General features: G+C 70.5%; 16 protein-coding genes. 9 read left to right on the forward strand and 7 right to left on the reverse strand.

What is annotated here, in order from left to right; all coding sequences use genetic code 11:
- The 3 genes from D7W82_RS02850 to D7W82_RS02860 form a co-directional block, all read right to left on the reverse strand.
- Positions 1 to 1,278 (reverse strand): caspase family protein (locus D7W82_RS02850; RefSeq protein ID WP_147439195.1); only part of this gene is annotated, 1,278 nt, incomplete at its 3' end.
- Positions 1,265 to 2,062, reverse strand: a complete 798-nt coding sequence (locus tag D7W82_RS02855; protein ID WP_120616843.1) for a hypothetical protein — start codon at positions 2,060 to 2,062, stop codon at positions 1,265 to 1,267. The genes D7W82_RS02850 and D7W82_RS02855, both read right to left, overlap by 14 nt.
- 3 nt (positions 2,063 to 2,065) lie before the next feature.
- Positions 2,066 to 2,638, reverse strand: a complete 573-nt coding sequence (locus D7W82_RS02860; protein ID WP_171422966.1) for an RNA polymerase sigma factor — start codon at positions 2,636 to 2,638, stop codon at positions 2,066 to 2,068.
- Positions 2,639 to 2,968: 330 nt separating this feature from the next.
- Between D7W82_RS02860 and D7W82_RS02865 the strand changes: the two genes are divergently transcribed.
- On the forward strand, positions 2,969 to 3,730 hold the full coding sequence (locus D7W82_RS02865; protein ID WP_120616844.1) for a hypothetical protein: 762 nt from the start codon (positions 2,969 to 2,971) through the stop codon (positions 3,728 to 3,730).
- Positions 3,731 to 3,750: 20 nt separating this feature from the next.
- Here the strand turns inward: D7W82_RS02865 and uvrA are convergent, their stop codons facing one another.
- From uvrA to D7W82_RS40880, 3 genes are all read right to left on the reverse strand, one after another.
- Positions 3,751 to 6,294, reverse strand: coding sequence for an excinuclease ABC subunit UvrA (gene uvrA, locus D7W82_RS02870; protein ID WP_120616899.1), 2,544 nt, complete (start codon positions 6,292 to 6,294; stop codon positions 3,751 to 3,753).
- Positions 6,295 to 6,412: 118 nt separating this feature from the next.
- Positions 6,413 to 7,531: a serine hydrolase gene (locus tag D7W82_RS02875; protein ID WP_120616845.1), complete on the reverse strand. Its 1,119-nt coding sequence runs from the start codon at positions 7,529 to 7,531 to the stop codon at positions 6,413 to 6,415.
- Between the two features lie 68 nt (positions 7,532 to 7,599).
- Entirely contained in the window at positions 7,600 to 7,755 is a 156-nt protein-coding gene (locus D7W82_RS40880) for a hypothetical protein (RefSeq protein WP_199727665.1), read from the reverse strand.
- A gap of 191 nt (positions 7,756 to 7,946) precedes the next feature.
- Between D7W82_RS40880 and D7W82_RS02880 the strand changes: the two genes are divergently transcribed.
- The 5 genes from D7W82_RS02880 (at position 7,947) to D7W82_RS02900 (ending at position 19,389) form a co-directional block, all read left to right on the forward strand.
- A complete protein-coding gene (locus D7W82_RS02880; protein WP_233587259.1) occupies positions 7,947 to 8,477 on the forward strand; it encodes a hypothetical protein in 531 nt (176 codons plus the stop codon).
- A gap of 90 nt (positions 8,478 to 8,567) precedes the next feature.
- On the forward strand, positions 8,568 to 10,025 hold the full coding sequence (locus D7W82_RS02885) for an SDR family oxidoreductase (protein WP_120616847.1): 1,458 nt from the start codon (positions 8,568 to 8,570) through the stop codon (positions 10,023 to 10,025).
- A gap of 26 nt (positions 10,026 to 10,051) precedes the next feature.
- Positions 10,052 to 16,825 carry a type I polyketide synthase gene (locus tag D7W82_RS02890; protein WP_120616848.1) on the forward strand — a complete coding sequence of 2,258 codons (6,774 nt, stop codon included), beginning with the start codon at positions 10,052 to 10,054 and terminating at the stop codon, positions 16,823 to 16,825.
- 26 nt (positions 16,826 to 16,851) lie between these two features.
- On the forward strand, positions 16,852 to 17,925 hold the full coding sequence (locus tag D7W82_RS02895; protein WP_120616849.1) for a fatty acid desaturase: 1,074 nt from the start codon (positions 16,852 to 16,854) through the stop codon (positions 17,923 to 17,925).
- A 120-nt stretch (positions 17,926 to 18,045) separates the two neighbouring features.
- Positions 18,046 to 19,389, forward strand: coding sequence for an FAD-binding oxidoreductase (locus tag D7W82_RS02900; protein WP_120616850.1), 1,344 nt, complete (start codon positions 18,046 to 18,048; stop codon positions 19,387 to 19,389).
- Between the two features lie 21 nt (positions 19,390 to 19,410).
- Here the strand turns inward: D7W82_RS02900 and D7W82_RS02905 are convergent, their stop codons facing one another.
- A complete protein-coding gene (locus D7W82_RS02905) occupies positions 19,411 to 20,484 on the reverse strand; it encodes a hypothetical protein (protein WP_120616851.1) in 1,074 nt (357 codons plus the stop codon).
- Positions 20,485 to 20,652: 168 nt separating this feature from the next.
- On the opposite strand from D7W82_RS02905, the gene D7W82_RS02910 reads away from it, so the two are divergent.
- Genes D7W82_RS02910 through D7W82_RS02920 form a run of 3 tightly spaced genes read left to right on the forward strand, consistent with a single transcriptional unit; the run spans position 20,653 to position 24,327 of the window.
- The gene (locus D7W82_RS02910; RefSeq protein WP_255417085.1) at positions 20,653 to 20,871 is read left to right on the forward strand and encodes an acyl-CoA dehydrogenase family protein; all 219 of its coding nucleotides are present in this window, start codon (positions 20,653 to 20,655) and stop codon (positions 20,869 to 20,871) included.
- A gap of 28 nt (positions 20,872 to 20,899) precedes the next feature.
- Entirely contained in the window at positions 20,900 to 22,111 is a 1,212-nt protein-coding gene (locus D7W82_RS02915; protein ID WP_120616852.1) for an acetyl-CoA C-acetyltransferase, read from the forward strand.
- A gap of 38 nt (positions 22,112 to 22,149) precedes the next feature.
- Positions 22,150 to 24,327: a 3-hydroxyacyl-CoA dehydrogenase NAD-binding domain-containing protein gene (locus tag D7W82_RS02920; RefSeq protein ID WP_120616853.1), complete on the forward strand. Its 2,178-nt coding sequence runs from the start codon at positions 22,150 to 22,152 to the stop codon at positions 24,325 to 24,327.
- Positions 24,328 to 24,369: the final 42 nt, after the last annotated feature.

Below are 24,369 nucleotides of genomic sequence, written 5' to 3' on the forward strand. Positions count from 1 at the left end.
CTCCCAGCCCAGCCCCACGCCCGCCTGCGCCGACGCCGGCAGCACCTGCTCGCGGCTCTGTCCATCCAGGAAGCCGAGCACGCCCCCGCCCAGCGTCACCGTGCGCTTGGGCCCTTCCGCCATGGGACGAAGGAATGCTTCCAGCTCCCGCCGCTCGCCGGAGCGCAGCGCCACGGTGTCCTCCCACAACACCTGGCCGCCCTTGCGCAGCTCCAGCTTCCGCCGGCCCTCCGGCACCACCACGCCTCCGGGCAGCTCGCCCGCGTCGTGGCCGTCCACCTTGAGAGTGAAGCCCTCCAGCCTCGCGCTGTAGGAGAAGACCTCCGGCTGACCCGGCCGCTGCAACGTGCCGGAGAGCAGCACCGGATCCGCGCCCACCTCCAATATCTGCGCGCTGGGACGCTGGCGCCCTTCCGTATAGGCCCAGGTGTTGCGGCGGGCCCAGTCGTGGGCCTCGGTGGCGCTCACCGCGCCGTCGCGGTTGCGGTCTCCGCTTCCATCCAGCGCCTGGATAAGGAAGTGCGTGTAGATGTCATTGGCCAGCGCGTCGTCCTCGCGCGCGGCCTCGCCCCAGTCGCTGGCGGACAGCACCAGCGAGGCGCGGCTCGCGGCCTCCAGCGGCTGCGGCAGGAAGGACGCCTTGGTGCGCGCGAGCTCGTCGCGGACCTCCGGCGGCAAGAGCGACTTGCCCGTGCCGCTGTGACACGTGGCCAGCACCAGCACGCGCCGCCGCGACCCCAGCCGCTCCAGCGACTGCTCCAGCGTGGCCATGTCCAGCCCCGTGCCGGCCACGTCCCGGTAGCGGGTGTCGGATGTCACGAGGTAGCGCTGCAGCTCGCCCCTCACGTCGCGCGCCAGCGAGCCGTGTCCGGACACGTACACGACCACCGTGTCCTGGGGACGCCAGGGACGTGCCTCCAGCGCCTGGAGCGCGGCGAGCACCGACGTGCGCGTCGTCTGCTCGGGCCGAGTGAGCACCGTCACGGAGCGGAAGCCTCCTCGCGCCGGATCCGCCAGCACGCGGCCCAGGTCGTCCGCGTCCTTCGCCGCGTAGCGCAGCCCGTTCCATGCGGGGTCCGTGTACGCGGAGATGCCGATGAGCAGCGCGTGCCGTTCACCCTCCTGCGCCGAGGCCAGCACGCCATCATCCAGGCGCACCCGCACCGCGCGGCCCTTCTCCCGCGACTCCACGGAGCGGCACGCGCCGAGCACCACCAGCGCCAGCACCATGGGGATGAACAGCAGGCGGGACACGCGCGGCTCCTCAGGGAGCAGCATGCCCCGACTCCACCTTCAAGCGAAGGCGGGCCTGGGCCGCGTCTGGAGGCACCTGTCCGCTGACGCGCACCCCCTCCAGCGCCGCGTTCCCCTGTTCACCCTGCGGCCAGGCGACCAACACCAGCGTCACGGGTCCGCGCTCGTCCTCCAGGGACACGCCGGCCAGGTCCTCGCCGTCGCGCAGGTCGTGCGTGCCCGGCGTCAACACATGGCGGCCCAGCACCTGCGGCGGCACACCAGGGGCTTCGCGTACCAGCAGTGCGTCCGCGGACTCACTGGCGTGGTAGCGAAGGAGCACCACGGCTTCGGGTGGAAGCACAGCGTCCTCGGCGACAGCGCGCACCGCACCGTCTGGCATCTGCGCCGCGGCCGTGAGCTCCAATGCCAGCGGCGCGGTGCCCTTGATGCGCTGCGAGGACGGCTCCACGTGCCCCGGCCCGCCGGTCCCCGGACGCACCAGGAGCGCCAGGAGGACCGCCGCGGCCACCGCGCCCAGTCCTCCGGTCAGCCACACCCGCTGGGGCGCACCCAGCTTCCGGCGCACCCGCGCCCAACCGACCGCGTCCTCCCGGACGGGACGCCCCGAGGCCGCGACGAGCGCTTCGTCCGCCAGCGCGTCCAGACCCGGGAACGCGTCATGCGCTGATTCGTCGCGGGCGAGGAACGCCTCGCACGTCTCACAGGGATGCGCGAGGTGCTCGGCGAAGTAGCGCACCGCTTCGGGCTCACGCCGTTCGAGCTGCTTCGCGGACTCCACGTCCAGGTGTCTGTCGCTCGCGCCCATGGTTCAGCCCACCTCCGCGGCCAGGAGCCGCGCCAGCAGCTCGCGCTTCACGCGGGCCCGGAAGCGCTCCAGCCGCATCGTCACCGCGCTCTTGCCCAGCCCCAGCCGGTCGGCGATCTCCCGCGCGCTCAACTCACCCTCCAGATAGAAGAGGCGGGCGGTCTCCTTCTCCGGGCCCTCGGGCAGTCCTTCGATGAGCTCGCGCACCACGGCCACGCGGCGCTCCAGCGTCAACGACGGCGGCAGCGCGGGCGCGACGGTGTCCAGCTCGCGCGCCAGGTCCTCCTCCACGCGGGCCCGGGCCTTCGCGCCACGGCTGAGCGCGTAGGCGTGATGCCGCGCGATGGTCAGCAGCCAGCCACTGAACGCGCGCGGATGCTGGAGCCGGGGCAGCTCGCGGAAGGCGCGCACGAACGTCTCCTGCACCGCGTCCTCCACCTCCGCCGCGCCCAGGACACCCGAGCCCTGGGCCACGCGGCGCACGGCCCCGTGGAAGCGCTGGTAGAGCTGACCGCACGCGGCCTGTTCCCCCCGCGCCGCCCGGCGGATGCAGTCCGCCAGCTCCAGCTCCGTCATGGCGCCCTCCCCGTCCCCACGCGCTTCGCGCACGCGCGCGACGGCCGCGTGCCGGGGCAGGGCCACCAACGCGATGCCGGTCCAGGTGAGAGGATGCAGGCCATGTCCCCTGTTCAGTACTCCGTCCCCAGGGAAGGAGTCACGGGGGGCTTTTCCGGCCACGCCCGCCCGGCCGAGTCCCCGGAAAATCGTCCGGGAAAATCCCCTCCCGTGGCCGTTTTTCGCGGCCGGACTCCTTTCCTTCAGCGGAAGGGATGACGGGCGGGCATCGCACGGCCGGTGCGAGCCCACGGGCCCGGCGTCCCCCACCGGAACCAGGAGACACACGTCATGCGTCGTTTCATCGGTCTGTTCGCGTCCCTCATGTGGCTGTCCGCGTGTGGCAACAGCACGTCGTCGGTGGGGTTGAGCACGCGGATGGGGAGCGCGGTCACGGGTTCGGCCCTGACGCGCACGTCCAGCCAGCGGCTGGCGCTCTCCAATGGCATCACCGTGGATCGGGTGCGGCTGTCGGTCCGCGAGCTGGAGCTCAAGCGTGAAGGCCACCATGACGACAGCTCCGACGACGACTCCGACGCCGGGACCGACGACAAGCGCGAGCACAAGCAGCGCACGGGGTCGTTCCTCATCGACCTGTCCGGCACGGCACTGGAAGGCCAGCTGGTGCGCCTGCAGGACATCTCCGTGGATGTCGGCACCTACGACGAGATCGAATTCGACATCGGCAAGGTCGATCCCGCGAACGCCACAGGCGGCTTGAAGGAGCTGGCGGATCAGGGCGCGTCGCTCATCATCGACGGCCACATCGACGGCGAGCCCTTCCAGTTCGTCTCCAGCCTCCGCGTGGAGCAGGAGCGCAAGGTGAGCTTCGAGATCGCCGAGGGCGACGACCAGAACGTCACCTTCAACATCGACCCGAGCGGCTGGTTCACCGACAAGGACGGCAAGCGGCTGGACCCGCGCGAGTCCAGCGCCCGGTCGCAGCTGGAGAACAACCTCCAGAAGTCCATCGATGCCTTCGACGACCACGACCGCGACGGCGGCGAGGATGACGACGACAACGGCAGCCACCATGACGGCAAGGACGACTGAGTTCGCCGTCCCCGCCTACGTCAGCGGAGCACCCGCGCCAGATAAGGCGCGGTGCGGCTCTCCTTCACCTTCGCCACCTGCTCCGGCGTGCCCTGCGCCACCACGCGGCCCCCGGCGTTGCCCGCGCCGGGCCCCACGTCGATGACGTGATCGCTGGCGGCGATGACGCGCAGGTCGTGCTCCACGACGATGACCGTGTTGCCCGCGTCCACCAGTCCCTCCAGCTGCGTCATCAGCTTGTCCACGTCCGCCGGGTGCAGGCCCGTGGTGGGTTCATCCAGCACGTAGAGCGTGTCGCCGTGCTGGGTGCGCTGGAGCTCCGTGGCCAGCTTGATGCGCTGGGCCTCGCCTCCGGACAGCTCCGTCGCGGGCTGGCCCAGGCGCAGGTAGCCCAGGCCCACGTCCCGCAGCACCTTGAGCGCTCGCTGGAGCGGCGGCTCCTCGGTGAAGAAGTCGAAGGCGCCGTCCACCGTCAGCCCCAGCACGTCCGCGATGTTCTTCTCGCGGTAGCGCACCTCCAGCGTCTTCGCGTTGTAGCGGGTGCCGTGGCACGTGGGGCACGGCGCGTACACGCTGGGCAGGAAGAGCAGCTCCACGCTCACGAAGCCCTCGCCCTCGCACGTGTCGCAGCGGCCTCCCGCCGTGTTGAAGGAGAAACGCCCCGCGCCGTACTTGCGCGACTTCGCCAGCGGCGTCGCCGCGAACAGCTTGCGCACGTGGTCGAAGAGGCCCGTGTACGTCGCCAGGTTGGAGCGCGGCGTGCGGCCGATGGGCTTCTGGTCCACCGTCACCAGCCGGCGGATGGCCTCCATCCCTTCTTTGATATGGCCCTCGCTCGCCAGCACCGGCTCCCGGTCCAGCGGCTCGCCCTCCTCCTCTTCCGGCGCCAGGGTCTGGCCGAGTCTTCCCGCCACCAGCTCCACCAGCGCCTGGCTCACGAGGCTGGACTTTCCGGAGCCGGACACGCCCGTCACCGTGGTGAAGACGCCCAGCGGGAAGTCCACGTCCAGGCCGCGCAGGTTGTTGCGCTTCACGCCCTCCAGGCGCAGGCGCCCGGTGGGCTTTCGCGGCGAGCGGCGGCGCAGGGACTCCTCCTCGAAGAGGTAGCGCCGCGTGCGGGACGCCTCCACCTTCGCGAGCCCTTCCGGCACCCCGCTGTAGAGCACCCGCCCGCCGTGCTCACCGGCGGCGGGGCCCACGTCGACGATCCAGTCCGCGTGGCGGATGACGTCCACCTCGTGCTCTACGACGAACAGCGAGTTGCCCGCCTCCTTCAGCCGGTCCAGCGCCGTGAGCAGCGACTCCGTGTCCGCGGGGTGCAGGCCGGCGGACGGTTCGTCCATCACGTACACCACGCCGAAGAGGTTGGAGCGCACCTGCGTGGCCAGCCGCAGCCGCTGCAACTCCCCCGGCGACAGCGTGGGCGTGCTGCGCTCCAGCGACAGGTAGCCCAGGCCCAGGTCCGTCAGCACCTGGATGCGCGCGAGCAGGTCCTGGGTGATGCGCTGGGCGACGATGAGCTTCTCCGGGTGCTCGCGGGCCATGGCGTCCGCGTCCTTCCCCTTCCCTTCCGCCGTGGGCCGGATGAGTTCAGCGACCTGCTCCAGCGGCAGGCGGGACAGCTCGCCGATGTCGCGGCCCGCGAACGTCACGGACAGGGACTCGCGCTTCAGGCGCTTGCCCTCGCACAGCGAGCAGTCGCTGGCGACCATGTACCGGGCGACGCGCTTCTTCATCATCGCGCTCTGCGTGGTCGCGAAGGTGGTCATCACGTAGCGCTTCGCGCCCGTGAAGGTGCCCATGTAGCTGGGCGGCTCCTTGCGGGCCATGGCCCGCTTCACCTCCGGGGACGTGAAGCCCGCGTAGACGGGGACGGTGGGCTGCTCGTCGGTGAAGAGGATCCACTGGCGGTCCTTCTTCGGCAGGTCGCGCCAGGGCTTGTCGATGTCGTACCCGAGCGTCACCAGGATGTCGCGCAGGTTCTGGCCGTGCCACGCGGGCGGCCACGCGGCGACGGCGCGCTCGCGGATGCTCAAGGAGTCATCCGGCACCATGGAGCGCTCGGTGACCTCGAACACGCGCCCGATGCCGTGGCACTTGAGACACGCGCCCGCGGGTGTGTTCGGGGAGAAGGCGTCCGAGTCCAGCCGCTCCAGCTTCGGCGGGTAGTTGCCCGCGCGCGAGTACAGCATGCGCACGGAGTTCGACAGCGTCGTCACGCTGCCCACCGACGAGCGCGACGTCGGCGCGCCCCGGTGCTGCTGGAGCGCCACCGCCGGGGGCAGTCCGTCGATGGCGTCCACCTCCGGCACGCCCACCTGATCAATCAGGCGCCGGGCGTACGGGGCCACGGACTCGAAGTAGCGCCGCTGCGCCTCCGCGTAGAGCGTCCCGAACGCCAGCGACGACTTGCCGGAGCCGGACACGCCGGTGAAGACCACCAGCGCGTCGCGAGGGATGTCCACGTCCACGTGCTTCAGGTTGTGTTCCCGTGCGCCCCGGACGCGGACGAAGCCGGAGGGGTCGGGGGTCTTGCGGGAACGCGGTGCTTTCGAAGGTGCCATGCCGGGCGGACGTTGCCCACCCGTCAGCGCGCGGTCATCCACGAAGCGCACCGCCCCGTCGGAATCCAGATGCGGCCCGGGCCTCCACCGTCTGGCGGAGGACACGAGACCTGACGGCTCAGCCGCCTCCCCGAGCCCCCGGCCGCTCCAGCCCGAGCGCCGCCGGCAGCACGTACTGTCCGAACAGGACCAGGGGGAGCGCCGAGCCCGCATCATTATAGTGGCTGCCGGTGAAGGCTGCGGTGACGCCCAGCGAAGGCGCGATGAAGACGTACTGCCCCCCGTTGCCTCGCGCGAAGGACACCTCCACCGGAGTGCCCTGGATGACGAAGCGGGCGCTCCACCACAGGAGCCCGTAGTTCGCGTCGCCCAGCAGCCCCAGCGCCTTGCCGGACTCTGTCACCCACGCCTCGGAGACCCGGCGCTCGCCCTGCCACGAGCCGCCGTCGAGCATCAGCTGCCCCACCTTGAGGAAGTCGCGCGGACGCAGGCGCAGGTGGCCGCCGGTGTCCGTGCCCTTCTTGCCCGCGGGCTGCCAGGTGACGTCCTGGACCTGCATCGGAGTGAACAGCCACTCGCGCGACAGGTCCGTGATGGAGCGTCCGCTGACGTGCTCCAGCACGGCGCCCAGCAGCACCACGCCGCCCGTGCAGTAGCGCGTCACGGTGCCGGGCTCGTCGCGCATGGGCACGTCCACGATGAAGCGGGCCCAGTCGTCCGTGTCGTACATCCGCTCTTCGTTGCCGGGGGACTCGGGGTCCCAGTCGTCGCACGACAGCCCGGAGCGCATCTGGAGCAGGTGGCGCAGCGTGATGCGCTCCTTGCGCGGATCCGCGTTCTTCACCGGCGCCAGGTGCGACAGGAGCGGGAGCACGGGCGCGTCCAGGTCCGGCAGCAGGCCGCGCTCGTGCGCCATGCCCACCAGCAGCGACGTGACGCTCTTCGTGGCGGACCTCAGGTCGTGCGCCTTCTCCCGCGTGAAGTCGTTCCAGTAGCGCTCGTAGACGAGCTGGCCCCCGCGCGCGACGAGCACCGCGTCTGGCGCTTCCACCGTGCCTTCGGACACGTCGTGCTCCAGCGCGTCGAACCACGGGCGCTGGATGCCCGTGTCCTCGAAGGAGGCCACGGCCCAGCCGTCATCGAGCCGGTCCGGTGGCGAGCCAGGCCCCGTGGGCACCCGCTTGCCTCCGCACGCCATCAGCCACACCGCGCACAGCAGCACCATCCGCTGGAACATCGCTGCACCTGCCTTCGCTCCGGCCCTGGAAGCGCGGCAGCCTATGTCACGCGGAGGCGCCATCGTGACTAGCGGAGGTTCGTCGCGGCCTGCTCGCGGATGCGCGCTTCCTGCTCCCGCAGCTCGGGCGTGAACTCGGCGCCCATGGCTGCCAGCAGCTTCTCGTCCGGGAGCACGCCGGCTTCGGTGTCCTTGTCCGCCCTGCGGATGATCATGAATCGCACGGTCGTGTCTCCTGCCGCGCGCCGTGGGGCCGCGGGGGGTGTGCTTCTGCAGCCTTCAGGAACGCAACGAATGGGCCTGGGGAAAATCGACACGGCCTTTTTATTTTCCCGCCGGGTCTCCCAAACCCTCGCAATCACGAGGCTTCCCATGTCCCGGTCGCGAATGTGACAGTGCCCCCATGCACGCGGGCGTGACATCCACCGGGACGAAGCCCTTTCCGGCCAGCGGCCTCCTGCACCCGGCGGTGCTCGTGGCCGTGGTGCTGCTCGTGCTGAACGACCACGTGTTCAAGGCGCGCTGGCCGTCGTGGTGGACGGGGAAGCTCTCCGACGTCGCCGGGCTCGCGATGTTCCCGGTGCTCCTCCAGGCGCTGTGGGAGCAGGCGTTCCAGCGCCGCGCGCGGGAATTCCGTCCGTCCTTCCGGGTGCTCGTGGGAGCGGTCGTGCTGACGGGGCTGTGCTTCGGCGCGACGAAGCTCTCCTCCGACGCCGGGGATGCGTGGCGCTGGGCGCTGGGCGCGCTGCAGTGGCCCTTCTACGCGCTGCGCGCGGGGCTCGCGGGCGCGCGCATACCCTCGGTCCGTCCCACGGTGCACACGGTGGACATCACGGATCTGCTCACGCTGCCGTCGCTGTTCATTCCCCTGTGGCTGGGGTGGCGGCGTGCTCGCGAACAGGGCGCGCGTATTCCCGCGCACGAGGAGTCTTCACTGCCTCCTTGATTGCTGCGAGCTGTGCACGTCGCTTCGCGGCACGTGTCAGACCCCCAATTACAGTCGGCCCCGTCACGCATTGAACCGACAGGGGTCGTCATGTCCGCGCGTTCTTCCCAATCCCATACATCCAAGCCTTCGAACATCCTGGAGCAGGTGCGGCAGTGCGCCGCGTCCGTCACGCGGTATCCGCTGGACATCCTGACGGAGCATGCGCAGCTCGAGGACGAGCTGGGCATCGACTCCGTGAAGCTCGCGGAGATCGCCGCGGTCATCGCTCGTGAGTTCCAGCTGCCGCCGGACCGGCTGCCGCGAAGCGGGAAGGCGCGCACGCTCGGCGCCATCGCCGGGGCGGTGACGGAGGCGCTGGGCACGGAGCCTGGACCGGCGCTCCAAGTCGCCGCGCCCGTCGCCCCCGCTGTCGCTGAAGCGAAGGCGAGCGCCGGTGCTCACGCCACGCTGGACCTCCTGCCGCGCGTGCGCGCCGTGTTCGCGCGCGTGACGCGCTACCCGGAGGAACTGCTCACGCCGCACGCGGACCTGGAGGACGAGCTGGGCATCGACTCCGTGAAGCAGGCGGAGGTGATGGCCGTGCTCATGAAGGAGCTGGGGCTGAGCGACGCGCCGAAGCCGTCGCAGCGCCTGCGCACGATGGTCGCCATCGCCGACGCGGCCCGTGCGCTGCTGCCGGCCACGCCGCCCGTGGCGGAAGCCAGGCCTCGCGCGCCCGTCGTCCACGCCGCGCCCGCGTCTGCTCCGTCGCGCACGGAGCAGCCGTTCGCGGGGAAGGTCGCGCTCGTCACGGGTTCGGGGAAGGGTATCGGCCGGGTCATCGCGACGCGGCTGGCGCGGGCGGGTGCGACGGTGGTCGTCAACTCGTTCCACTCCCGTGAGGACGGGGAGAAGACGGCGCGGGACATCGTCGACGCGGGGGGCAAGGCGGTCCACCTGTGGGGCTCCGTCGCGCAGGAGGAGCACCTGGAGCGGATGTTCGCGGCGATCCACGAGCAGATGGGCGGGCTCGATCTGCTCGTGTGCAACGCGTCCAACGGGCTCATCGGTCCGTTCGACCGCATCGCGCCCCGGGATTGGGACAAGGCGTTCCGCACCTGCATCACCGGCACCTACGAGTGCGCGATGCGCGCTCGCCCGCTGATGGCCGCGCGTGGGGGCGGGAGCATCGTCACCATGTCCACGTCCATGTCCCAGCGGTACATGCACGACCTGGGTTGCCAGGGCGTGGTGAAGGCGGGCGTGGAGTCCCTCACGCGCTACCTGGCCGCGGAGCTGGCGCCGGAGGGCATCCGCACCAACTGCGTGTCCGCGGGGCCCGTGCACGGGGACCTGCTGGGCATGTTCCCGGACGCGCCGGAGCGCGTGGCGCGCTGGGAGTCCGCGACGCCCGGTGGACGGCTGTGCACCGCGGACGACGTCGCGGACGTGACCGAGCTGCTGCTGGGGCCGAAGACGCAGCGTGTGAATGGCGCCATCTGGGTGGTGGACGCCGGCCTCTCCGGAACCGTGGACGGCCTGCTGCCGGCCGCGCGCGCGTCCTGACCCTTCACCTTCCAGGAGCCATCACCATGGACTTCTTCGCCGTCCCGTATGACATCCACTTCGACGACACGATGGCCTACGGGAGCCATCACTTCCTCACCAACTTCAAGTTCCAGTGCGCTGGCCGGGAGCACCTGCTCTTCAGCCCGCACGCCTTCGAGGAGCCCGAGTTCCGGCGCGACTTCGACCAGGTGCTCCTGCTCACCTACGAGGGCTATTCGCGCAACCTCGCTCCGGCGGTGCTGGGGGACCGGCTGATCATCCTGACGTCGCTGGAGGAGCGCGGCGAGGTGTCCCTGCGCTTCTGCTTCCGCACGTTGAAGAGCGACGGAACGCCGGTGGCCTGCGGCTACCAGACCGTGCTCTGCGCGGACCGGCAGGGAGTGCTGCGTGCGTTCCCGGAGTCCTTCCAGCGCAGCTTCGAATCGCTGGCGGCCCTGCATGAGCCGGAGGGTCCGAGGAGCTTCCGCGACCTCGCCTTGCAGGGAGGCGGAGGCGTGCAGTCCTTGTTCCCGGAGGTCGTGCGCGAGCTGGCGAGGACGTTGCTGGCGGACACTGCTCCGCGTGGCGTTTCGAGGACGGTGCACCTTCCGGAGCCAGTGTCCGCGCCCGGCCTTCAGCTGCCGGCCAACGCAACGGCGTTCCTGTTCGCGGGCCAGGGCACGTTCGAGCCCGCCCTCTTCCTCCAGTTGAAGGCGCTCCAGCCGGAGCTGCGTGACGAGCTGCTGGCGGTGGCGGAGGCCTGCCGTTCGCAGGGCATCGACGTGGGCCCGCTGCTCGCGGCGGAGGACGTGGTCCAGGTGGGCAGGGCGTTGGACGCGGCGCCGCTGTTGGATCAGCTCGGCATCTTCCTGTCCGGGGTGCTGGGGGCGCGGTGGCTGGAGCGTCAGGGCACCCGGCCGGACGTGTTCGTGGGGCACAGCTTCGGGGAGATCGCGGCGATGACCGCGGCCGGAGCCATGGACCTGCGCACGGGCGCGGCGGTGGTGTGCCGTCGCATCCGGGCACTCCAGACGGTACCGGACGACCTGGGCACGCTCGCGGCGGTCGCCCTGTCGGAGCCGGAGACCGTCCGGGCCGTTGCGGAGAGCGGGGCCAGGACGCTGGAGGTCGCGGGCCGTAATCACTCGCGGCAGACCGTGGTCGCGGGGCCTCGTGAGCAACTGGAGCGGCTGCGCGCGTTCCTGGAGCGGCAGGGCAAGGGCTTCACGTTCATCACCAGCCGCTACCCGTTCCACCACCCGAGCCTGGCGCCCGCGGTCACCGCGTTCCGAGCGAGCCTCGCGGACCTGGCCGTGCATCCGGCGCGAGGGCCCATCTATTCGCCCATCGAGCGGCGGGTGTACGGACGTGGAGGGTCCGAGCTGGCGGGAGCGCTCGCGTCCCACCTGGTGCGTCCGTTCGACTTCCCGGGCGCGGTGGAGACGTTGGTGGGCGCGGGCTGCGTGCGGTTCGTGGACTGCGGCACGGGGGGACGGCTGACGCGCATCGTCCAGCGGATCCTTACCCAGGACACGCCCGTGGCGCTGACGTCCGTGGATCGTTCGCTGCCCGAGGGTGCACTGGCCGCGGCGCCTGTCGCTCGGGATGCAGCGCCCGTGGCTCCGGCCATCGCGGTGGTGTCGTTGGGCTGCATGCTTCCGGGCGGCGCGAAGGATCCGGAGACGTACTGGCGGAACATCCAGCGGGGCATCAGCGGCATCGTCGACACGGGGGTGAGCCATCCGGACCAGGTCGTGGACTTCGTGGGTCCGGCGGTGACTCCGGACCGCACGTACACGCTGCTCACCGGGCGGGTCCTGGACAGTGACCTCGCTCCGCCTCCGGGAATCACGCTGGACCGTTTCCAGCGCTACGGCCGTGAGCAGCGGTTGCTGGCCATCGCGCTCAGTCAGGCGATGGAGTCCTTGCGGTCCACCGCGCCGCGCGCGCCCGGGCGCATCCAGTGCCTGCTCGGCTCCACCGCGGACGGTTCGCCCGAGTACGACGACGCGCTGTGCGTGGAAGCGGGAGAGGCCCTGCTGCGGGCTCGCGGTGGGGCGGCGCGTGAGCTCTCCGCGCTGATGCGTGAGGCGCTGGGCGTCACCGCGACGTCCTCCGAGCTGGCACCGCACCCCACCCTCCAGACGGTGGTGACGGATGTGGTGGGCCCGAGCGTGTCCACGGTGCTGCTGGACGCGGCGTGTGCCTCTTCGCTCTACGCCATCGCGCTGGGGATGAAGGCGCTGGAGCGCGGCGAGGCCGACCTGGTGCTCGCGGGCGGGGTGTTCTCCCCGGGCCCGGGCAACAGCTGTCTGTTCTCCCAGTTCAAGGGGCTCTCCGCGACGGGGAGCCGGCCGTTCGACGAGCGCGCGGATGGCGTCATCTTCGGCGAGGGCGCGGGAGTGGTCGGCCTGATGCGCCTGGACGATGCCGTCTCCGCGGGGCTGAAGGTGCACGCGGTCATCCGTGGTGCGGGGCTCTCCAGCGACGGGCGCAGCAGCTCCGCCAACGTCCCGCGAGCGGACGGACAGGTGGCCGCGATGGAGGCGTGCTACGCGGCGGCGGGCGTTGAACCGGCGTCCATCCAGTACATCGAAGCGCACGGAACGGCCACGCCGGCCGGGGACACCACCGAGTTGCAGTCGATTGGCCGCGTCTTCGGAGGCAAGTGCAAGGGCCTCCAGCTCGCGAGCGTGAAGGCGTTGATCGGCCATGTGGGGTGGGCCGCGGGTGCGGCGTCGGTCATCAAGCTGTGCAAGGCGCTGGAGCACCGGAGCTTCCCGCCGCAGTCCCACTTCGACCGTCCAGGCGCGGGGCTGCGAGCGCTCGGGCCGGACTTCGAGGTGACCACACGGGAGCAGCCGTGGCCGGAGAACGGGGACCATCCGCGCCGTGCGGCCACGAATGGCTTCGGCTTCGGAGGCACGAACGCGCACCTGGTGCTGGAGGAGTACCGGGGAGGCCCGCTCGCGCCGCGCGTCAGGGCCGTGCCGCCCATGAGCGAAGCGCTGGTGGTGGTGGCCGCGGAGGGGATGTTCCCGGAGGCGCGGTTCGACGCCGAGGGGATGCGGCTGCCCGCGTCCGTGAGGCTGTTGCCGGACATCACGGAGGACATGGACCTCACGCAGCACGTGGGGCTCATCGTCGCGAGCGACGTCGTGAAGAAGCTCGGGGCGTTCGATTCGCTGCGGACGGGGACGGCCATCGTCCTGGGGTTGGAGGGCAAGACGCGCCGGGGCGTGGAGGCCACGCAGCGAGTGATGGCGGACTCCACGAGGCGCAGGCTGCGCGAGCACCTCCAGCGGACTCCAGACGCCGGGCGGCTGCTGCCGCTGGTGGATCGGCTCCATGCGGCGGTGGGCGCACTGCGGCCGTCCGGGCCGTACACGCTCCAGGGGATGATGCCCAACGTCACGCCGGGGCGGGTGGCGGGGGTGCTCGACACCAAGGGACCGAACTTCGTGGTGGACGCGGGGGCCGGCACGTTGGCCGCGTCGCTGCGGGCATCGAGGGCCCTGTTGGACAGCGGCTTCGAATTGGTGCTCGTGGGCAGCGCTCACGTGAAGAGGCCCGGGGAAGGCCTCGCTGCATCCGAGCCCGAAGAGGGCATGACGTTGCTGGCGGTGACCACGGCCGCGAAGGCGGAAGCGAGGGGCTTGAAGCCGCTGTGCCACCTGCGGATGTCCGAAGAGGTGGGCTCCGGTTCAGGGTCGGGCGTCACGTTGCCGCCCCACTCGGCCGTGGAAGCGCGGGAGGTACTGAGCGCGGTGCGGGCCGCCGCCGAAGGGCAGGCCATCACGCTGCGCTTCCATCCGAATGCCGCGACCGGCACACGGCTGGTGCTCCAGCTTCAGACTGGCCTCAGCGCCCGGACTGGAGCACCGGAGGAACAAGCGGTGGCGGAGGGGTCGCCGTCCGCGAAGCGCCGCGATCCGGAGAGGTCCGCCAGTCCCTGGGGCATGCCTTCTGTCTCCAGTGCTGAGAATCGAGACCTCGGCAAGACCGCCCCGTCGGCGGCGAATCGCACGAACCTGTCCGACTGTCGGACAAGTTTGGACAGCCCGGTCGGCCGGGACGGGCTCCCCCTTCAGCCGGGACGCGGAAACCTGTCGGACAGTCGGACAGGTTTGGAGGACCACGGCCGGGACGGGCTGCTGCTCCAGTCGGGCCACAGGAACTTGTCCGACAGTCGGACAGGTTTGGAGAGCAGCGGCCGGGAGGGGCTCCCCCTTCAGCCGGGCCGCGGAAACCTGTCCGACAGTCGGACAGGTTTGGGCCGCTCCGGTCCGGGGGCGGGCGCGGGGCGCACGGATGAGGCACATCCGCCGTCGACCTCCGCTCCCATCCCGGAGGCCGCTGACGGCTTCGACCACTCGGCTGCCATCCGCTACCACGCGCCGGTGCTCGTCGAGCGCCCGGCCCTGACGTCCGGAGCGTCACAGCTGCGCGGCCGGCGGGTGCTGTTCATCGCTCAAGACGAAGCCGTGGCCCGTGAGCTTTCGGCCCAGGCACACGACATCTGCGGCCCTGGGTTCCGCATCCTCCACCCGGGTGCATCCGATGCAGGAGCGCGGATCCATGGCATCGACCTCACGCGGGAGGAGACCGCGGAGGCGGGCCTGGAGGCGCTCGGCTTCGAGCCTCAGGTCATCGTCGCGGTGTGCCGGATGCCCTCCGCGGAGAGCGAGTCCTCCGTCGTCGCGGACACGGCCCTGCGCCACGAAGCGCTGGAACTGCTCTTCCTGTCCGCCCGCCGCGCCTATGAGGGACTGTCCTCCGGCACCGTGATGCTGGCGAGCCTGTGCATCGGCGGCGTCGGTGCGCGCCGGACGCTGCACCCTGTCACCGGCCTCTTCGCCGGCCTGCTCAAGTCCCTGGGCCGCGAGGTCCCGGCGCGTGGCATCCGGGCCATCGCCACCGGTCCGCTTCCGCTCCGCGCGGCGCTCGACCATGTCGCGTCCGAGCTGGGCACCGGTGACGACACCGCGCCCGTGGAGGTCTGCTTCGATGGCTCCGTCCGCTGCGTCCGGCTGCTCCAGCCCACGGACATCCCGGCACGTCCCGCCGTCGCGCTCGACTCCCGCTCGGTGGTCCTGCTCACGGGCGGTGGCCGCGGCGTGACGGCTGTCCTCGCGGGAGCGCTGCTCAAGCGGTACGGCTGCAAGGTCATCCTCCTCGGACGCAGCGACCCTTCCGATGCCCCCGAGCGCGTGCTCCAGGCACGTGACGAGGAACTGGGCGCCGTGGAGCGCGAGTTCTACGCCACCGAGCTCGCCCGTGACCGCACGGTGCGGATGCCCGCGCTGCGCGCACGCTTCGAGCGCCACCTGGCCGTGCGTGAGCTGCGGGCCACGCTCGATGGACTCATGCGCCTTCCCGGCCAGATGACCTACCGCGCCGCGGACGTCACCCGCCCCGAGGACGTGGACCGCGTGGTGGAGGAGTTGATCCGCGAACACGGGCGGCTCGACCTGGTGGTCCATGGCGCGGGCACGCAGGTCTCCAAGAAGCTCCACCGCCGCCGGCTCACGGAGCTCCGGAGCACGCTGGACACCAAGCTGGTGGGACTCCACAACCTGCGCGAGGCCTGCGCTCGCCGCCTCCAGGCTCCCGTGCCCTTCCACGTCCTAACCTCCGCGTTCAGCTACATCGGCAACGACGGACAGGCGGACTACGGCGCGGCGAACGAGGCGCTGGACCGGCTCTGCGCCTGGGTCAGCGATGCGCGCCAGGACGTGCAGTGGTGCAGCGTGGGCTGGCTCGCCTGGGACGGCATCGGCATGACGCGCGGTTCGGAGTACCGCGTGCTCGGAGCCAGCCGCCGGCTGCGAGGCATCCGCGCCGACGAGGGCGAGGCGCTCTTCCTCCAGCTGGTGGACGGACAGCCCGTCCAACCCATCAACGTCCAGCTCACCGAGAGCGAGCGCAGCTTCTACGGCCTGGAGGTGATCGCCCCGCCCATGCCCACTCCAGAGCAGCCGCGTCCCACGCGAAGGGACCTTACGGTCGACGCGGCGAGCATCCCGTGCCTGGAGGACCACCTCGTCCGAGGCACGCCCACCCTGCCCGGCGCCTGGGCCCTGGACCTGATGTTCCAGGCGGCCCTGGACGACACGCGCCCCGAACTGCGCACCGTCACCATCGAGGACGTCCGCTTCTCCCGCTTCATCCGCGTGAAGCCCGGAGCCCAGCAGTCCCTGCGCGCCGAGTGCACTCCACTCACCGACGCTCCGGGACAGCACAGCGTGCAGGTGAAGCTCACGGGCGACATCGTCCATGCCTCCGGCGTGGTGCTGGAGCGCGACCTCGTCTACGCCGAGGCCCGCTTCACGCTGACGGCGGAACCGCCCCGGCCCCTCCCCCGGCTGGAGGCCGCGCGCGCTTCGGGCCACGGCCTGTCCGTGCACGACCCGCACTGCGCCACGGGCTCCCCCATCGAGCTGCGCAGGATGTTCGACTGCCTGGAGGAGATCCGCCTGGAGGAGGACGCCCGCTTCGCGAGACTCGGGCTGCCGGAGGTGCCACGGCAAGCGGGCCACGGCGTGCCGGCGCTCGTGCTGGACGCGGCCCTGCGCCTGAGCGCGATGCACGTGGAGGGCGTGTCCAACGACGTATTCGCTCCCGTGGGTGTCCAGCGGGCCACGTTCGACCGGGACCTGGTGGCGCACGACGCCAGGGCTCCTCGCCGCCTCACGCTGAAGTCGCTCGCTCCTCGGGTGGAGGGCGACCTGCTCCAGTGCGGCACCGTGGCGGCCCATGACGAAGCCGGCCGCCTGCGGATGCTCGTCGAAGGCGGCATCGCCCGCCCCATGGCTTGAACCCCCTTCCCGCTCAGGCAACCGCCATGACTGACTCCTCTTCGTCCCTTTCCCTGCCCCCGGATGACGCCAGGCGGCTCCGCTCGGAGCTGCGCCGCGTGCTGCCCCCGGAGGCCTTCGAACGACAACCCCTGCGCGGCATCGTCGCGCTGTGCCTGGTGCCCGTGGAGGCGGCGCTCATCTGGGTGCTCGGCACCTGGACGCTGCCCCACTGGGCGTGCCTGCTCATCGCCTTCGCGCTGGGCCAGCTCATCACCGCCGTGGGGCTCGCCGCGCATGAAGCCCTGCACCACTCGGTGTTCCACAGCCGCAAGTGGGAGAGCCTGCTGGGCTGGGTGGGCTTCGCGCCCTTCCTGGTGACGCCGGGCAACTGGCGGGCCTGGCACGTCCAGGCCCACCACAGCGCCGCCAACGTCCTCGTGAGGGATCCGGACATCCTCCCGCGCAGGACGGACTGGCACACCCAGGGGTTCGCGAAGCTGTTCCACGCCATGTCCCCCGGCTCCGGACACTGGCTGAGCTTCATCAGCTTCAGCGTCTTCTTCACCGCGCAGGGCCAGGCCTTCCTCTGGCACCACTGCCGGCTGCCCGCGTTCCAGCACGTGCACCTGCACCGGGCCCGGGAGCGCGTGCTCACGGTGCTCGTCACCGCGGGCTGGGTGGCGCTCGGGTGGGTCCTGGGCCCGAGGGCCGCGTTCTACGCGCTGGTGCTCCCGCTGCTCATCGGGAACGTCTCGCTGATGATCTACATCGCCACCAACCACTGGATGCAGCCCGCGGCGGAGGAGACGGACAACCCCTTCGTGAACACCGCCAGCGTGGAGACGCACCCGCTGCTGAACTGGATGCACTTCAACTTCAGCTACCACCAGGAGCACCACATCTTCCCGGCGCAGAGCCCGAAGTACGCCCCGCTCCTGCGCAAGCACCTGCGAGAGCTGAGCCCGCGGGCCTCCATCGTCTATCCGCACCTGCACGCCCTGCGCACGCTGTACCGGCGCCCGGCGCTATACTCCGCGGATGGCCAGTCACTGATGGGCCGGGATGGAACGCCGGAAGTGAGCACCACGGAGCTGCGACGACAGCTCGAAGCCACCTGAGCGGACTCACCCGCCTGGACGCCCGCTCGGTGGGCGGGCGTCCGGGTTGGCCCCGCTCCGACAGGCAAGGGCTCACCACGCGCCGCGGCATCCCCACCCTTCCGCCAACGGAGGAGATGGATGCTCACGGAGTCGGTGTCAGGCGGTCCCCGGACGGAGACGCTTCACGATGCGAAGGTGGAGGCCATCAGCCGGCAGCTGCGTCAGCGCAAGGGCAAGGGCCCCGCGTCCTTCAAGAAGAGGTCCCCGCCCCACAGCGTCCCCAAGCGGTTCGATGCGCGGCGCCGCGACGAGAAGGTGGACCTGGGCGACCTGGACGCCATCCTCGACATCGACCCCGTGGGGATGACCTGCACCGCCGAGCCCGCCGCCACCTTCGACGCGGTGGTGCGCGCGACGCTGCCGCACGGGCTCGTCCCGTTCATCGTCCCCGAGCACAAGACCATCACGCTCGGGGGCGCCATCGCGGGGTGCTCCATCGAGTCCATGTCCTTCCGCCAGGGCGGCTTCCACGACACGTGTCTGGAGTACGAGGTCATCACCGCGAAGGGAGACGTGCTGCGCTGCTCACCGACGAGCGAGCCGCTCCTCTTCCAGATGATGCACGGCTCGTTCGGGACGCTGGGCGTCCTGTCCAAGGTGCGCTTCAAGCTCACGCGCTGCGCGCCCTACGTGCGGGTGACGAACGAGACGCACTCCTCGCTGGAGTCCTTCCAGCAGGGCATCTGGAACCACTTCCAGGACCCGGGCGCGGACTACCTGGACGGGCAGATCTTCTCTCCCACGAAGCACGTGCTCTGCGTGGGCCACTTCGTGGACCGGGCGCCGTACGTGAACCGCTACGAATGGCTCACCGCGTACTGCGAAACCATCCCCCGCCGGAGCGAGGACTACCTCACGACGTATGACTATCTCTTCCGCTACAACCGGGGCGTCACGCACGCCCGGCCACGGAACCTGCTCGCGCGGGCGCTGTTCGGAAAGCTCATCCACTCCGACAGCGTGCTGAGGACCGCCAACCGCTTCACCCAGCTGCTGCCGAAGAAGGACCCGCCGGTCATCGTGGACGTGTTCGTCCCCTTCTCGCGCTCCGCTGACTTCATGGACTGGTACCACCGCGAGATGCGGCACTACCCCGTCTGGTGCGTGCCCTTCCGGCGGACGCGCGACTACGAGTGGCTGACGCCCCGGTGGTGGTCTGGAATGAAGGACCCGCTGTTCCTGGACCTGGCCGTGTACGGCATGCCGCAGCCACCGGGCCGCAACGTCTACAAGGAGCTGGAGGACGAGCTCCAGCGCGTCAACGGCACCAAGACGCTCATCTCCTACAACTACTACGACGAAGCGACCTTCTGGAGCATCTGGAACCGCGAGACATACCAGGCCGTGAAGCAGCGCACGGACCCGGACAACCTCTTCCGGGACCTGTATGTGAAGACGTGCAAGGCGGCGCTCGGCCTCTAGTCAGCGCGGGCCAGCCAGGCTTCAGCCAATCTCCGTCCGCAGGTTCAGCGGACCGGCGGGCACGCCCACGTCGTGGAGCGCGGGGTCGTCCTTCTCCGTCTGCCAGGCGTTGGCCTCCGTCACGGTCTTGCCGGTCGCCTCGTTGGTGATGGACATCTTGCCGTTGTGGCCCGCGGGGGCAATCTGGCTGGTGTCGAAGCCGCTCCAGCCCGTGCCGGAGTTCGCGAACGTGGCCTCGCCCCACGTCTGCCCGGAGTTCGCGCCGGGCTTCGCCGTGCCGTCCTTCGACGCGGCCCACGCCACGCTGGTGTTGCTGTCGAACGCCACCACCTGCGACTGGCCGGGCTGGAGCGTGAACGTCTTGGGCGTGCTCTTGTCGAAGTTCTGCCCGTCGTTCGGGTTCCCGTTCTCGCCCGTCTTGTTCCAGAGCGTGATCGTCTGCGGCTCGTTCGTCTTGTTGGTGAAGGTGTTCGTGTACTTGAACTGGCCCTTCTGGCCCTCGTCGATGAGCTGCATGTTGCTGTTGTAGGGCGACCCGACGTTGTTCTTCGCGAGCCACGGCGCGTTCGCGGGCGCGGGCTCCGTGGAGCCGGCGGACGGCGGGCCGAAGCCGGGGCCCGCGTCACTGTTGTACGTGGGGTGCGCCGGAGCAGCCGCGCTGGAAGCCTGAGCCGCGCCCTGGGCCCCGGGAGCCGCCGCGGAAGGACCCGCGGACGCCGCCGGCCCCTCGAAGGTGGAGGCCGAAGACGCGAGCGCCGCCTTCTGCGCCGGGGCCGCGCCGCCCACCGCGGACGCGGCACCCTCGGCGCCCTGGCCCAGGCCCGCGGGCGACTGCGTCTGGAGCATCTTCACCAGCTGCGAGAGCTGGCTCACCAGCTGCGACAGCTGCTTCTCGAAGCCCCCGCCGGAGGCGCCACCTGGCCGGCTCGGACCCGCCTCGAAGGAGTCGGTCATCAGCATCCGGCGCAGGTCGTTCCGGGGCTGCTGCGCCGAGGTGCCCACCACACCCTGAGCCGAAGCGGCGGCCGGCTTGAGCTGGGAGAGGCTCGAGGAAGGCTGGAAGGAGGACGCGCGGTTCAGGGAGGAGATGGACATGCCGGAACCCAAGAGCAGGACGCATGCCAGCCCCCGGGCTCCGTGAATTCAGTCACTTGAGCCGAGCGCCCCCCGCCCATCGCGATGACGCCATTCACCAGCTGATGGCTGGCGTCACCAGGGGGCTCCAGCCAGCGCCCGCCGCTCGAGTGCACCGGACAGGCCTTCATCGACGAGGGCAGACCCGATGTGACAACGGCGGCCATGGCGAAGCACTGGGTGTCCGACCAGGCCTGCCTGGTAGTGGACCGCTGCCTCCAGCTGTTCGGCGGCTCCGGTTATATGAAGGAATACCCCATCGCCCATCTGTTCGCGGACACCCGCGTCCTGCGAATCTTCGCCGGCGCGAACGAGGCCATGAAGGAGCTCGTCGCCCGGTCCCTGTAGCCCCTCCCTTCTCACAAGGAGGCTCCCCGTGAGCCAGGAAGCATTCATCTTCGACGCCGTCCGTACCCCTCGCGGCAAGGGCAAGAAGGGCGCCCTGCACGGCACCAAGCCGGTGTCGCTGCTCGTCGGCCTGGTGGACGCGCTCAAGCAGCGCCACCCGAACCTGGACCCGAAGTACATCGACGACGTGGTGCTGGGCGTCGTGACCCCCGTGGGCGACCAGGGCGCGGACATCGCGCGCACGCTGGTGCTGGCCGCGGGCCTGCCGGAGACCACCGGCGGCGTGCAGCTCAACCGCTTCTGCGCGTCCGGCCTGACGGCGGTGAACATGGCCGCGCAGCAGGTGCGCTCCGGCTGGGAGCACCTGGTCATCGCGGGCGGCGTGGAGAGCATGTCCCGCGTCCCCATGGGCTCTGACGGCGGAGCGTGGGCCATGGACCCCGCCACCAACTACGACACCTACTTCGTGCCGCAGGGCATCTCCGCGGACCTCATCGCGACCATGGAGGGCTTCACCCGCGAGGACGTGGACCGCTACGCCGTGCGCTCGCAGGAGCGCGCCGCGCACGCGTGGAAGAACGGCTACTTCCAGAAGTCCGTCGTCCCCGTGGTGGACCAGAACGGGCTCACCATCCTGGACCGCGATGAGCACATGCGCCCGGACTCCACCGTGGCCTCGCTGGGCCAGCTGAGCGCGTCCTTCACCACCATGGGTGAGATGGGCGGCTTCGACGCGGTGGCGCTCCAGAAGTACCACGCGGTGGAGCGCATCAACCACGTGCACACGCCGGGCAACTCCTCCGGCATCGTGGACGGCGCGGCGCTGGTGCTGGTGGGTTCGGAGAAGGTGGGCAAGACGCTGGGCCTCAAGCCTCGCGCGCGCATCGCCGCCGTGGCCACGTCCGGCGCGGAGCCCACCATCATGCTCACCGGCCCGCTGCCGGCCACCCGCAAGCTGCTGGACATCGCCGGCCTGTCGGTGAAGGACATCGACCTCTTCGAGCTCAACGAGGCCTTCGCCTCCGTGGTCCTCAAGTACCAGAAGGACCTGGACATCCCGGACGAGAAGCTCAACGTCAACGGCGGCGCCATCGCCATGGGGCACCCGCTGGGCGCCACCGGCGCCATGATCCTTGGAACCGTGGTGGATGAACTGGAGCGGCGCAACGCGCGCCGCGCGGTCGTCACCCTGTGCGTCGGCGGCGGCATGGGTGTGGCCACCCTCGTCGAGCACGTCTGAACCCTCCCTCCCCTTTCAAAGACTTTCGAGCGAACACCATGAGCGAACAGAACACCCTGCGCTGGGAACAGGACGCGGACGGCATCGTCGTCTTGACGCTGGACGACCCCTCCCAGTCCGCCAACACCATGAACGCCGCCTACGTGAAGTCCATGCGCGCGGCGGTGGACCGGCTGGTGAAGGAGAAGGACACCCTCACCGGCGTCGTCCTCACCTCCGCGAAGAAGACCTTCTTCGCGGGCGGCGACTTGAACGACCTGCGCAACGTGAAGAAGGACGCGGCGAACCAGGTCTTCAACCTGGGCCAGGAGATCAAGGCGCAGCTGCGCACGCTGGAGACCCTGGGCAAGCCCGTGGTCGCGGCCATCAACGGCGCGGCGCTGGGCGGCGGTCTTGAAATCGCGCTCGCCTGTCACCACCGCATCCTCGCGGACGTGAAGGGCGCGCAGGTGGGCCTGCCGGAGGTGACGCTGGGCCTGTTGCCCGGCGGCGGCGGCGTGGTGCGCACGGTGCGCATGCTGGGCATCACGGACGCGCTGATGAAGGTGCTGCTCCAGGGTCAGCGCTACCGCCCGCAGGAGGCGAAGGAGCTGGGGCTGGTGCATGAGGTGGTGCCGTCCGTGGACGCGCTCCTGCCCGCGGCGAAGGCGTGGGTGAAGGCGAACCCGAAGGCGCAGCAGCCGTGGGACCAGAAGGGCTACAAGATCCCCGGCGGCACGCCGTCCCACCCGGCGTTCGCGGCGAACCTGCCCGCGTTCCCCGCCAACCTGCGCAAGCAGATCAAGGGCACGAACATGCCCGCGCCGCGCGCCATCATGGCGGTGGCGGTGGAGAGCACGCAGGTGGACGTGGACACCGCGTTCACCATCGAGTCGCGCTACTTCACGGAGCTCGTCGTCGGCCAGGTCGCGAAGAACATGATTCAAGCGTTCTTCTTCGACATGCAGCACATCAACTCCGGCGGCGGCCGTCCCAAGGGCTTCCCGCAGCACACCGCGAAGAAGGTGGGCGTGCTGGGCGCGGGCATGATGGGCGCGGGCATCGCCTACGTGTGCGCCAAGGCCGGCATCGACGTGGTGCTCAAGGACGTGAGCCTCGCCGCCGCGGAGAAGGGCAAGAGCTACTCCGTCAAGCTGGTGGAGAAGGCCGTCTCCAAGGGCTCCGTCACGAAGGAGAAGGGCGACGCGCTCCTGGCGCGCATCACCCCCGCGGAGGACCCGGCCGCGCTCGCGGGCTGCGACCTGGTCATCGAAGCGGTGTTCGAGGACGTGAAGCTCAAGCACAAGGTCTTCCAGGAGATTCAAGGCGTGGTGGCCCCGGACGCGGTGCTGGGCTCCAACACCTCCACCCTGCCCATCACCCTGCTCGCGGAGGGCGTAAGCCGGCCGCCGGACTTCGTCGGCATGCACTTCTTCTCCCCCGTGGACAAGATGCCGCTCTTGGAGCTCATCGCCGGCAAGCAGACCAGCGACGCGACGCTGGCGAAGGCCATCGACATCGCGGTGCAGATTGGCAAGACGCCCATCGTCGTCAATGACAGCCGGGGCTTCTTCACCAGCCGCGTGATTGGCACGTTCCTCAACGAGGCCGTCGCCATGGTGGGCGAGGGCATCGCGCCCGCGTCCATCGAGCAGGCGGGACTCCAGGCGGGCTACCCCGCCGCCCCGCTCCAGCTGGTGGATGAATTGACGCTCACGCTGCCCCGGAAGATCCGCCAGGAGACGAAGGCGGCCGTGGAGGCCGCGGGCCAGCCGTGGACGGACCACGGCAGCTACGCGGTGATGGACGCGATGATCGACCAGCACGGGCGCAAGGGCCGCTCCACGGGCGGCGGGTTCTACGACTACGCGGACGGCAAGCGGACGAACCTCTGGCCGGGGCTGACGCAGCACTACACGAAGCCCGGGTACACCATCCCCTTCGAGGACATGAAGGAGCGGATGCTCTTCGCGGAGGCCATCGACACGGTGCGCTGCTTCGACGAGGGCGTGCTGCGCTCGGTCGCGGACGCGAACGTGGGCTCCATCCTGGGCATCGGCTTCCCGCCGTGGACGGGCGGCGTGGTGCAGTACATCAACGGCTACGAAGGCCCGTCCGGCACGGGGCCGCGCGGCTTCGTCATCCGCGCGCGCCAGCTGGCGGAGCGCTACGGGAAGCACTTCCTGCCTCCGGCGTCCCTGGTCGCCAAAGCTGAGCGTGGAGAGCTGCTCGAGTAACCCCGCCCCCACACAAGAGGTCGCCCCATGAGGCCTCAGCGG

Source organism: Corallococcus sp. CA049B (genome assembly GCF_003611685.1).
In the GTDB taxonomy this organism is placed as follows: Bacteria; Myxococcota; Myxococcia; order Myxococcales; family Myxococcaceae; genus Corallococcus; species Corallococcus coralloides.

Bases quoted from the DNA above. Each gene is read 5' to 3' on its own strand.
- D7W82_RS02885 (WP_120616847.1), top strand. From the start codon at position 8,568: ATGTCCGCGCGTTCTTCCCAATCCCATACATCCAAGCCTTCGAACATC.
- D7W82_RS02920 (WP_120616853.1), top strand. From the start codon at position 22,150: ATGAGCGAACAGAACACCCTGCGCTGGGAACAGGACGCGGACGGCATC.
- D7W82_RS02860 (WP_171422966.1), bottom strand. From the start codon at position 2,638: ATGACGGAGCTGGAGCTGGCGGACTGCATCCGCCGGGCGGCGCGGGGG.
- D7W82_RS02890 (WP_120616848.1), top strand. From the start codon at position 10,052: ATGGACTTCTTCGCCGTCCCGTATGACATCCACTTCGACGACACGATG.
- D7W82_RS02905 (WP_120616851.1), bottom strand. From the start codon at position 20,484: ATGTCCATCTCCTCCCTGAACCGCGCGTCCTCCTTCCAGCCTTCCTCG.
- D7W82_RS02875 (WP_120616845.1), bottom strand. From the start codon at position 7,531: ATGTTCCAGCGGATGGTGCTGCTGTGCGCGGTGTGGCTGATGGCGTGC.
- D7W82_RS02895 (WP_120616849.1), top strand. From the start codon at position 16,852: ATGACTGACTCCTCTTCGTCCCTTTCCCTGCCCCCGGATGACGCCAGG.
- D7W82_RS02900 (WP_120616850.1), top strand. From the start codon at position 18,046: ATGCTCACGGAGTCGGTGTCAGGCGGTCCCCGGACGGAGACGCTTCAC.
- D7W82_RS02865 (WP_120616844.1), top strand. From the start codon at position 2,969: ATGCGTCGTTTCATCGGTCTGTTCGCGTCCCTCATGTGGCTGTCCGCG.
- D7W82_RS02855 (WP_120616843.1), bottom strand. From the start codon at position 2,062: ATGGGCGCGAGCGACAGACACCTGGACGTGGAGTCCGCGAAGCAGCTC.
- uvrA (WP_120616899.1), bottom strand. From the start codon at position 6,294: ATGGCACCTTCGAAAGCACCGCGTTCCCGCAAGACCCCCGACCCCTCC.